Origin of the sequence: Saccharopolyspora sp. 6V, from assembly GCF_020176785.1 — a bacterium.
In the GTDB taxonomy this organism is placed as follows: domain Bacteria; phylum Actinomycetota; class Actinomycetes; order Mycobacteriales; family Pseudonocardiaceae; genus Saccharopolyspora_C; species Saccharopolyspora_C gregorii.
Window position 1 is genome coordinate 1 of the sequence record NZ_JAIUKB010000029.1, and the last position, 11,306, is coordinate 11,306.

General features: G+C 70.5%; 7 protein-coding genes. All 7 read right to left on the reverse strand.

Going from position 1 to position 11,306, the window contains the following annotated elements:
* Positions 1 to 135: 135 nt before the first annotated feature.
* The 7 genes from LCD35_RS06455 to dnaN all read right to left on the reverse strand — a co-directional run bounded on the left by LCD35_RS06455 (position 136) and on the right by dnaN (position 10,031).
* Positions 136 to 942, reverse strand: coding sequence for a DUF3566 domain-containing protein (locus tag LCD35_RS06455; protein WP_224957015.1), 807 nt, complete (start codon positions 940 to 942; stop codon positions 136 to 138).
* A 32-nt stretch (positions 943 to 974) separates the two neighbouring features.
* On the reverse strand, positions 975 to 3,470 hold the full coding sequence (gene gyrA / locus LCD35_RS06460) for a DNA gyrase subunit A (RefSeq protein WP_224957016.1): 2,496 nt from the start codon (positions 3,468 to 3,470) through the stop codon (positions 975 to 977).
* Positions 3,471 to 3,619: 149 nt separating this feature from the next.
* On the reverse strand, positions 3,620 to 5,593 hold the full coding sequence (gyrB, locus tag LCD35_RS06465) for a DNA topoisomerase (ATP-hydrolyzing) subunit B (RefSeq protein WP_224957018.1): 1,974 nt from the start codon (positions 5,591 to 5,593) through the stop codon (positions 3,620 to 3,622).
* Positions 5,594 to 5,934: 341 nt separating this feature from the next.
* Positions 5,935 to 6,516, reverse strand: coding sequence for a DUF721 domain-containing protein (locus LCD35_RS06470; protein ID WP_225043902.1), 582 nt, complete (start codon positions 6,514 to 6,516; stop codon positions 5,935 to 5,937).
* Between the two features lie 102 nt (positions 6,517 to 6,618).
* On the reverse strand, positions 6,619 to 7,794 hold the full coding sequence (gene recF / locus LCD35_RS06475; RefSeq protein ID WP_225043903.1) for a DNA replication/repair protein RecF: 1,176 nt from the start codon (positions 7,792 to 7,794) through the stop codon (positions 6,619 to 6,621).
* 115 nt (positions 7,795 to 7,909) lie between these two features.
* The gene (gene gnd, locus LCD35_RS06480) at positions 7,910 to 8,905 is read right to left on the reverse strand and encodes a phosphogluconate dehydrogenase (NAD(+)-dependent, decarboxylating) (RefSeq protein ID WP_308012534.1); all 996 of its coding nucleotides are present in this window, start codon (positions 8,903 to 8,905) and stop codon (positions 7,910 to 7,912) included.
* Position 8,906: 1 nt separating this feature from the next.
* Entirely contained in the window at positions 8,907 to 10,031 is a 1,125-nt protein-coding gene (gene dnaN, locus LCD35_RS06485; RefSeq protein ID WP_224957022.1) for a DNA polymerase III subunit beta, read from the reverse strand.
* Positions 10,032 to 11,306 lie beyond the last annotated feature (1,275 nt).

The following is an 11,306-nucleotide window of genomic DNA, read 5'->3' on the forward strand; positions in this document are numbered from 1 at the left end:
TTTACCCCCCACGCGCTCAACCCGCCTGAGATATCGCCCTTGGGTGTCACCCCAATACACCCCCCCCCCCGGGGCCCCCCCCGGGGGGGGGCCCGGGGGGGGGGGCGGCGGGCCCCCCCCCCCCCCCCGGACCGGTCACTCCCGCTCGGACAGCGTGACTTCCACGCCCCCGGCGAAGTCGGCGGCCACGTTGTAGATGAACGCGCTCACCGTCGCCAGCGCCGTGAACAGCACGATGTTGATCGCCCCGATGATGGAGGCGACGCCGAACACGCGGCCCGCGCTGATCAGCTCTTCGCTGGCGGCGTCCTCCGGCGAGGTGAGCTCGGTGAACGTGCCGTTCAGCGAGTCCCACACGCCCATGCCGTCGAGCACCCCGTAGAGCACGGCGACCGCGATCATCCAGACGAAGAACATCGCCACGCTGAGCACCAGGGCCAGCTTCAGCACCGACCACGGGTCGAGCCGCTTGACCTGGAGGCTCGCCCGCCGCGGTCCCCTGCTGGGCCGGCGGGCGCTGGTGGACTGCGCGCCCGGCCGAGCGGCCGCGCCGAAGTTCACCGCGGTGCGGCCGTCCGCTCCCTGCTTCGGGATCTCGGTGCGGACCGTCTCCTGGTCGTGCCCGGGCTTCGGGATCCCCTGGGTCTGCGCGGTGTCGAAACCGGGCTGGGCTTCGGCACCGCCGTCGGCGCTGCCGGCCCCGGCTCCGGTGCGCTGCCACGGCGGCGGCGCCTCGGTGCCCTCGAAGGTCTCCGAACCGTTCGGCTTCGAGCTCGCCTCGCCGTTGCCGTCGGCCGCGGCCGACGTGTCGCCGTCGCCCCCGGTCGCAGCGGTCTGCCCGGTCATCACCGAGGTGTGCTGGGAGTTCTGGCCGTTGGTCGGTTCGGCATCCTGGTCACCCGGGTGCCCGTCCGGACGCTCCGGCTTCTCGGAAGATGTCACGAGAGATCCTTCATGATCGTCATCGGCGGTCGCTACTTCGTCGGCTCAGGCCCGGCGGCGTCCGGATCGGCGGCCTCGTCGGCGCTGCGCGCGATGGCCACCACCGAAGTCCCGTCGCCCAGGTTCATCAGACGCACCCCCTTCGTCTGCCTGCCTGCCTTGCGAACCTCCTTGGCGGTGGTCCGGATGACGCCGCCGGTGGAGGTGATCGCGTAGAGCTCATCGTCCAGGTCGACGATGAGCGCCCCGACAAGCCTCCCACGTTTGCGGTCGTACTGAACGGTGAGCACGCCCTTGCCGCCGCGGCCCTGGACCGGGTAGTCGTCGATCTCCGTCCGCTTGGCGTAACCGCCGTCGGTGGCGACCAGCACGAACCGGCCGGCCCGGACGACGCCCATCGCGAGCAGCTCGTCGCCCGCGTTGAACCGCATGCCGAGCACGCCTGACGTGGCGCGGCCCATGGGGCGCAGCGCTTCGTCGGTGGCGTGGAACCTGATCGACTGCCCTTCGGCGGAGACCAGCAGCAGGTCGTCCTCCTCGGAGCACAGCACCGCGCCGACCAGCTCGTCCTCGTCCTTGAGGTTCACCCCGATGAGTCCACCCGAACGGTTCGAGTCGAAGTCGGTGAGCCGGGACTTCTTCACCAGGCCCGCCTTGGTGGCCAGCACCAGGTACGGGGCGGCGGTGTAGTCCTTGATCTGCATGACCTGGGCGATGTGCTCGTCCGGCTGGAACGCGAGCAGGTTCGCCACGTGCTGGCCGCGGGCGGTGCGGTTCGCCTCGGGCAGCTCGTAGGCCTTCGCCCGGTACACCCGGCCCTTGTTCGTGAAGAACAGCATCCAGTCGTGCGTGGAGCAGACGAAGAAGTGCGAGACGATGTCGTCCTGCTTGAGCTGCGCGCCCTGCACGCCCTTGCCGCCGCGCTTCTGCGCGCGGTACAGGTCGGTGCGGGTCCGCTTCGCGTAGCCGGTGCGGGTGATCGTGACGACGACGTCCTCGTCGGCGATGAGGTCCTCCATGGAGACCTCGCCCTCGTAGGGCACGATCTTGGTGCGGCGGTCCTCGCCGTACTTCTCGACGATCTCCATGAGCTCGTCGCGGATGATCTGCCGCTGCCGCTCCGGCTTCTCGAGGATGTCCTTGTAGTCCTCGATCTCCAGCTCCAGCTCGGCGAGCCGATCGATGATCTTCTGGCGCTCCAGCGCGGACAGCCGCCGCAGCTGCATCTCCAGGATCGCGTCGGCCTGCACCTCGTCGACGTCGAGCAGCCCGATCAGCCCGGTGCGGGCCTCGTCCACGGTCGGCGACCGGCGGATCAGCGCGATCACCGCGTCCAGCGCGTCCAGCGCCTTGACCAGGCCGCGCAGCACGTGGGCGCGCTCCTCGGCCTTGCGCAGCCGGAAGCGGGTGCGCCGGACGATGACCTCGATCTGGTGCGTGACGTAGTACCGGATCACCTGGTCGAGGCGCAGCGTGCGCGGCACGCCCTCGACCAACGCCAGCATGTTCACGCCGAACGTGGTCTGCAGCTGGGTGTGCTTGTAGAGGTTGTTCAGCACCACCTTCGGGATCGCGTCCCGCTTCAAGGTGATGACGATGCGCATGCCGCGTCGGCTGTTGGACTCGTCGGCGATGTCCGAGATGCCGGTGAGCTTGCCGTCGCGGTGCATGGCCGCGATGTTCTCGATCAAGTTGTCCGGGTTGACCTGGTAGGGCAGCTCGGTGACGATCAGCGAGGTGCGGCCCTTCGCGTCCTCCTCCACGGAGACGACCGAGCGCATCTTGATGGAGCCGCGGCCGGTGCGGTACGCGTCCGCGATGGCGTTGGTGCCGAGGATCAGCGCCCTGGTCGGGAAGTCCGGCCCCTTGATGAGCCTGATCAGCTCTTCGAGGAGCGTCTCGTCGTCGACCTCGGGGTTCTCCAGCAGGTAGACCACGCCGTCGGCGACTTCCCGCAGGTTGTGCGGCGGGATGTTCGTCGCCATCCCGACCGCGATGCCGCTACCGCCGTTGACCAGCAGGTTCGGGATGCGGGCCGGGAGGACGTCCGGTTCCTGGGTCCGACCGTCGTAGTTGTCGGAGAAGTCGACGGTGTCCTCTTCGATGTCGGCGAGCATGTGCATCGCCAACGGCTTCAACCGCGACTCGGTGTACCGCATGGCGGCCGCCGGGTCGTTGCCCGGCGAACCGAAGTTGCCCTGCCCGTCGATCAGCGGGTGCCGCATCGCCCACGGCTGCGCCAGGCGCACCAGGGTGTCGTAGATCGCCGAGTCGCCGTGCGGGTGGTAGTTGCCCATCACCTCGCCGACGACGCGGGAGCACTTCACGTACCCCCGGTCCGGGCGGAAGCCGGAGTCGTACATCGCGTACAGCACGCGGCGGTGCACCGGCTTGAGGCCGTCCCGCACGTCCGGCAGGGCGCGCGCGACGATGACGCTCATCGCGTAGTTGATGTAGGAGTTCTGCATCTCCTGCTGGATGTCGACCGGTTCTACGCGGCCGTGTTCCGGCGGCAGGATTTCCGTCACGGGTGGAAGTTCCTTTCAGGCGGGTGGGGCGGGTTCCTGCGCCGGCGCGACGCGGGCGAGCGTCCGGGGAGGCTCGCCGGGGGCGCGGCGTGCCGGGCGCGGTGGCCCGGCGACGGCGGTCGATCCCGTCCGTGCTGGCGGGTCCGGGATCAGACGTCGAGGAAGCCGACGTCCTTGGCGTTGCGCACGATGAACGAGCGGCGCGCCTCGACGTCCTCGCCCATGAGCACGCTGAACAGCTCGTCGGCGGTGGCGGCGTCGTCCAGCGAGACCTGCATGAGCAGCCGGGTGTCCGGGTCCATGGTGGTCTCCCACAGCTCCTGCGGGTTCATCTCGCCGAGACCCTTGTAGCGCTGGATGCCGTCGTCCTTCGGCAGCTTGCGGCCGGCCGCCGCGCCCGCCTCCAGCAGCCCGTCGCGCTCGCGGTCGGAGTAGGCGAACTCCGGCTCCGAGCGCGGCCACTTGATCTTGTAGAGCGGCGGGCGGGCCAGGTAGACGTGCCCGTTCTCGATCAGCGGGCGCATGAACCGGAACAGCAGGGTCAGCAGCAGCGTCCGGATGTGCTGGCCGTCGACGTCGGCGTCGGCCATCAGCACGATCTTGTGGTACCGCAGCTTCGAGAGGTCGAACTCGTCGTGGATGCCGGTGCCCAGCGCGGTGATGATCGACTGGACCTCGTTGTTCTTGAGGACCTTGTCGATCCGCGCCTTCTCCACGTTGATGATCTTGCCCCGGATCGGCAGGATCGCCTGGAAGCGCGACTCCCGGCCGTCCTTCGCCGAACCGCCCGCGGAGTCGCCCTCCACGATGTAGAGCTCGCACTCGTCGGGCTGGTTGGACTGGCAGTCCTTCAGCTTGCCGGGCAGGCCGCCGATGTCCATCGCGCTCTTGCGCCGGACCAGTTCCTTCGCCCGGCGGGCCGCCATCCGCGCCTGCGCCGAACCGACCGCCTTGTTGATGATCGTCTTGGCGTCGGCGGGGTTGCGCTCGAACCAGTCGTTGAGCCACTCGAAGGACGCCGTCTGCACGAACGACTTGACCTCGGTGTTGCCCAGCTTCGTCTTCGTCTGGCCCTCGAACTGCGGCTCCCGGACCTTCACCGACACGATCGCGGCGAGGCCCTCGCGGACGTCGTCACCGGTGAGGCTGCCGTCCTTCTCCTTGAGGAGCTTCTTCTCCTTCGCGTAGGCGTTGACCACGCGGGTCAGCGCCGAGCGGAAGCCCTCCTCGTGGGTACCGCCCTCGTGCGTGTTGATCGTGTTCGCGAAGGTGTAGACCGACTGGTTGTAGCCGGAGTTCCACTGCATCGCGACCTCGACCTCGACGCCGGTGCCGGAGGCGCTGAAGGCGACGGCCTTCTTGTGGATCGGCTCCTTCGTCGCGTTGATGTGCTTGACGAAGTCCTCAAGCCCGCCCGGGTAGTGGAAGGTCCGTTCCGAGGCGCGCGCCGACCGGCCGCCCGCGTCTTCGCCGGACTCGTCCTCCTCGGCGATGCGCTCATCGCGCAGCACGATGGTCAGCCCCTTGTTCAGGAACGCCATCTCCTGCAGGCGCCGCGACACCGTCTCCGCGTTGTAGCGGGTGGTCTCGAAGATGTTCGGGTCCGCCCAGAAGGTGATCGAGGTACCGGTGCGCTTGGTGCCCTCGCCCTTCTGCACGTCGCTGACCGGCTTGGAGTCCTCGTAGCGCTGGCGCCACACGCTGCCGTCGCGGTAGATCTCCGCTTCCAGCGCGGACGAGAGGGCGTTCACCACCGACACGCCGACGCCGTGCAGACCACCGGAGACGGCGTACGAGTCACCGCCGAACTTGCCGCCCGCGTGCAGCACGGTGAGCACGACCTCCAAGGTCGGCTTCTTCTCCACGGGGTGCATGTCCACCGGGATGCCGCGGCCGTCGTCGGTGACGCGGACGCCGCCGTCGGCCAGCAGGGTCACCTCGACGGTCGTCGCGTAACCGGCCATCGCCTCGTCGACGGAGTTGTCCACCACCTCCCACACGAGGTGGTGCAGGCCGCGCTCACCGGTGGAACCGATGTACATGCCGGGACGCTTGCGGACGGCTTCCAAGCCCTCAAGCACGGTGATGGACGACGCGCTGTATTCGTTCTTCTTCGATGCCACGGGCCTCGGTGTCTCCTCGAACCGGCAATGTGTCTGGGTGGCCCGGCCGCGTCGGCGACCGCCCTGCGGCGCCCGCGCACGGGCGCCCACCACGGCGGGCACGGCTCGTCGTCCGGTCCTGGGCACGGCCGCGACCGGCGGTCGAAGCGCGGTGCGGACGTGCGGGCCGGGCGTCCGGCGGCGCAGGACGCCGCACCCACCCTGACGATTCTACTGGGTGTCCCCGACAGGAGTGCGGCAAGGACACCCCTGAATTCCTCACAGAGCCGAGAACTCGGATCGGGACACCATCCGAGACCCGCGAGCGCGTCCGCGCGGCTCCTGCGCGGGCTCGTCGGGGCTCAGCCGTAGGTGTCCCGCGGCCCGCGGCCGGGGACGTGCCGGGGCCCGTGCCGCCAGCTCGGTGCCGCCGGGCCCTGCACCTTGATCTTGCGGACCACGCCCTTGCCCACCCCGTCGGCGATGCGCTGCAGGATCTGCCGCTGCAGCAGGCGCAGCTGGGTGGCCCACGCCGTCGACTCGGCCTGCACCGTCAGCTCCCCGTCGGAGAGCGCGACCGGCTTCGTGTGCTCCGCGATGTCCCCGCCGACCAGGCCGTTCCATCGCGCGAACACCTGCCCGCCGGAGAGCCGGTCGTTCCAGCCGTGCTCGGTGGCCAGCCGGGAGGCCAGCCTGCCCAGCGGCTGCGGATCCCGTTCGTCCGCGCCCGGCCCCGACCAGCGGCGGCGCCGGCGGGAACCACCGGAGCCCAGCACGCTGCGCCGGGTGCGGCGCTGCGACTTCGACTTCTCCTTCGCCGCCTGCAGCGCGGCCCGCGCCAGATCCGATCCGTGCAGCTCAGCGCCGTCGGAACCGGCCGCGGGAAGCTCCGCCGAGCCGGCCTCGGCGGCGTCCGATCGCTCCGCGCGCTCGCCCGATGTCATCGAGTTATCCACACCATCCACAGCCTTATCCCCAGTTGTGGGTAACTCCGGGGGATGACGTTCACCCTGCGTGTGCCGCGCTCACCGGCGGCGCCCGGCAACTCACCCGACACGGCGCACCTCCCCGTCGCGGACGTCGAAGCGGGTGCCCTTCAACTCCTCGGGCACGTCCTCCCCCACCGCCGCGGTGACCAGCACCTGCTCGGCACCGCCGACCAGTTCGGCCAGCCGCGAGCGGCGCCGCCGGTCCAGCTCGGCGAACACGTCGTCCAGGATCAGCACCGGCTCCGCGCCATCCTCGGTGAGCAGGTGGTACGAAGCCAGCCGCAACGCCAGCACGAACGACCACGATTCGCCGTGGCTCGCGTAGCCCTTCGCGGGCAGCTCGCCGAGCACCAGCTCCAGGTCGTCGCGGTGCGGCCCGACCAGCGACACCCCGCGCTCCAGCTCCTGGCCGCGCACCCGTTCCAGCTCCGCGAGCAGCGCCGACTCCAGCTCGGCCCGGTCGGCCCGCACGCCCTGCGGCACCCCGTACCCGGCGGGCAACGAGTCTCCGAGGCTGCTGCGGTAGCGCACGTCCGCGACCCGGCCGGCCGGCGCGCTGTCCGTCCCGGTCTCCGCCACGCTGGCATAAGCGCTGGTCACGTGCGGGGCGATGTCCGCCACCAGGTCCAGCCGGGCCGCCAGCAGGTCGGCGCCGTGCGCCGCGAGGTGCCCGTCCCAGATCTCCAGCGTCCGCAGGTCCGGCGCCGGACCGCCCCGGCGCGCCGCGCCCGCCGACTTCAGCAGCGCGCTGCGCTGGCGCAGCACCCGCTCGTAGTCCGCGCGCACCCCCGCGTACCGCGGCGACCGCGACACCAGCAGCTCGTCCAGGAACCGCCGCCGCTCCCCCGGGTCCCCGCGCACCACCGCCAAGTCCTCCGGCGCGAACAGCACGGTGCGCAGGATGCCCAGCACGTCGCGCGGCTTGCCCGGGGCACCGCGGTTGATCCGCGCCCGGTTCGCCTTGCCCGGCGTGATCTCCAGGTCGACCAGCAGCTCCCGGCCGCCGTTGACCACCGCCGCGCGCACGAACGCGCGCTGCGCGCCGTAGCGCACGAGCGGCGCATCGCTGGACACCCGGTGCGAGCCGAGCGTGGCGACGTACCCCAGCGCCTCGACCAGGTTCGTCTTGCCCTGGCCGTTGGACCCGACCAGCACGCTCGCCCCCGGTTCGAAGGCCAGGTCGGCCTGCGGCCACGAGCGGAAGTCGGTCACTTGCAGATGTCGGACGTACACAGCGCTCCACGGGATTTGGTCGCGCGGACGGCACCCGCGCGGCCGGGCACGTGGTGAGGTGACCCGCGCGGAGTCACCTCACCGACATGTCACCTTGTCGACACGGCGACCCGGCTCAGCCCTCGTTGGTCTCCACCGCGTGCCCGCCGAACTGGTTGCGCAGCGCGGCGACCGCCTTCATCGCGGGCGAGTCGTCCTGGCGGGAGGCGAACCGGGCGTAGAGCGCGGCGGTCATCACCGGGGTCGGCACCGCGTGGCGCACCGACTCCTCCACCGTCCAGCGGCCCTCGCCGGAGTCGGAGACGTAACCGCGCAGCTTCTGCAGCTCCGGGTCGTCGTCCATCGCGCGCACCAGCAGGTCCAGCAGCCAGGAGCGCACCACGGTGCCCCGGCTCCACGCCTTGATCGTCGCGGGCACGTCGGTCACCACGTCGGAGGCGGCGAGCAGTTCGAAGCCCTCGGCGTAGGCCTGCATCAGGCCGTACTCGATGCCGTTGTGCACCATCTTCGCGTAGTGCCCGGCACCGACCGGCCCGGCGTGCGCGAAGCCCTCCTCACGGGGACCTTCCGGCCGCAGCGCGTCGAAGATCGGCATGGCGCGCTCGATGTCGGCGGTGTCGCCGCCCGCCATCAGGCCGTAGCCGTTGGTGGCGCCCCACACGCCGCCGGACACGCCGACGTCGACGTACTTCACGCCGTGCTCGGCGAGTAGCGCCGCGTTTGCCTGGTCCTCGGTGAACTTGGAGTTCCCGCCCTCGATGACCAGGTCACCCGCGGAGAGCACCTCGGCGAGCGCCTCGATGGTCTGCTTCGTGGGCTCGCCGTGCGGAACCATGATCCACACGATCCGCGGGCCGGTGAGCCCGCCCGCCAGGTCCGCGATCGAAGCGACGTCGCTGACCTCTTGGTTCCGGTCGTAGCCGATGACCTCGTGCCCGGCGGCCCGCAGCCGCTCGCGCATGTTGAAACCCATTCGGCCGAGACCCACAAGTCCCAGTTGCACCGGATCTTCCCCTTCGAGACTGGTTGTTGCCCGGGCCGGCCGTTCGGACGCGGCCCGGTGCCGCACGTGATCGGCGCCCGGGCGGATCGCGGCGGGCACCGGGACCACCTCAGCCCGGCAGGCGCACCGGCATCAGCAGGTAGAGGTAGCCCTCGACCACCTCACCATCCTCCCCGACCGGCTTCAGCAGCGCGGGGCGGTTGGATGTGGTGAACAGCATCTGGGCCCGGTCGGTCTTGAGCGCGCCCAGGCCGTCGAGCAGGTACGTCGGGTTGAACGCGATGGTCAGGCCCTCGCCGGTGAGCTCGACGGGGAGCTCCTCTTCGGCGCTGCCCTCGTCGTCGCCGCCCGCGGTGAGCCGCAGCCCGGAGTCGGAGAACTCCAGCCGCACCTGGGTGCCGCGCTCGGCGACCAGCGACACGCGCTTGATCGCCTCGACCAGCGGGGCCACGTCGATGATCGCGGTGGCCGCCGTCTCGGACGGCAGCAGCTGGCGGTACTTCGGGAACTCCGCGTCCAGCAGCCGGGTGGTGTTCCGCCGGGTCGAGCCGGACAGGCCGAGCAGGCCGTCGCCGGACGCCAGCGAGATCTCCACCTTGGTGCCGGAGCCGCCGAGGGTCTTCGCGGACTCGGCGAGCGTCTTGGCCGGCACGAGGATCGCGGTGTCGGCGATCGACTCGTCCGGTTCCCAGGTGAACTCGCGCATCGCGAGCCGGAACCGGTCGGTGGCGACCATCGTCAGCCGGTCCGCGTTGATCTCCATGCGGACGCCGGTGAGCATCGGCAGCGTGTCGTCCCGCCCGGCGGCGACCGCGACCTGGGCGACGGCGGCGGAGAACAGGTCGCCGGGGACCGCACCCGCGCGCTCCGGCATCGAGGGCAGCTCCGGGTAGTCCTCGACGGGCATGGTCGGCAGGCTGAACCGCGAGCTGCCGCAGGTGATCGTCACCCGCGAGCCGTCCACGGTGATCTCGACGGGCCGGTTCGGCAGCGACTTGGTGATGTCGGCCAGCAACCGCCCGGAGACCAGGGTCTTGCCGGTGGAGTCGATGGACGCCTCGGTCGTGACCTGAGCGGAGACCTCGTAGTCGAAACCGGAGATGGTCAGCGCTTCGCCGGAGCTCGCGTCCAGCAGCACCCCGCCCAGCACCGGAACCGGCGGCCGCGACGGCAGGCTGCGCGCGACCCAGGCGACGGCGTCGGCAAGACCGTCACGTTCCACGCGGATCTTCATCGATGTCCTTTCGGTTTCGGCCGAAGCCGGGTGCCGGGGAGAACGCTGCTGGCGCCGTGGGGGCGGCCAGCTCCGGGAGTGCTGTCGGTGCGGGGCTGTCGGGGGTCGGTGTTCCGTTGCGTCGCCCGGGGTGCGCGCCCGGAGGGCGGCACCTGCCGCGGGGCGCAGCGGAATCCGTCCCACGAGACGGCCACGAGCTCGCGGCTCCGGATCGGCCGTCGCGGGAGTTCCACCGTAGAGCGTTCGTCGCGATCGCCGCATCCGGGTCCGGGCTCTCGAAGCGCTCGTCCCGGCCGGCCTCGGCTCGGTTGTCCACTTGTCCACCGCCCCTCTCTCTTCTTTTTTTCTTCATTCAAAAGAAAAGAAAGAGAGCAGTAGTAGTAAGGGTTGTGGGTTGTGGGGATAACCCCCGTTTTGGCTGCTCACGACACCTGGACAGCTGTGGATGGGGACTGGGGGTAACCGGTGGATGGTCTGAACGAGTCGTGGGGGGCTTCTGACCGACCCGAAGTTGTCCACATCGAGGCCATGTTGTCCACACCGCCATCCACAGCTGAACCCCCAGTTGTACCCAGACCCTGCGGATGAGGGCTCCCTTTTCGGGCCTCCACCGATCGGGGTGTGGGCAGATCTGTGGGTTTCCTGTGTCCAACCGGGGTATGGCCTGTGGGCAGGTCGGGGATGGTTGTGCACAGCCTGTGCACGGATTGGGGAAAACTCCAGCTCAGGCCTGGGGATGGCGGAACTGTGGACAGGTCGACCTCGCGGCGGGTTTTCTGCTGGGAGATGAGGGCAAGGCCACTGCCCCCGCGCAGAAAAGTTCGCGCGATCCACACCCCGATCCACCGGTTCGAAGCGCTCCGGTGGCCGGCACGGGGGTCGAGGGGGCGGCGGAGCGGCGAAATCCGTGCGCTGAGCGACCGGTTGTGCGCAGACCGCTCGGAATCCGAGTTCTCCACAGGGTGTGCACGGCCGCCGGCGGCCTCCGGGGGCGCGTCGGGTCCGGTTCCGGGCGCGGATCTTTCTGCGAACGGTGGGTGCTGGGAGCCGACCGGTGCGGCAGAAAGGTTCGGCGGGCGTCTCGCGGTGGTCCGGCCGGCCGGGGCTCGCGGCGGCAGCGCCCGTGGGGACGGGGTTGCGGTGTGCCGGTGCGGCTTCGTCCGGTGCCGGTGCGGCTCTGGTGTGGTGGCGGTGCGGCGTGGCGAGCGATCGCGGCGCCTGCGGGCCGGAGCCGATTCCGCGTCGGCGCCGGACGGTCGGCCCGCGGAGATCTCG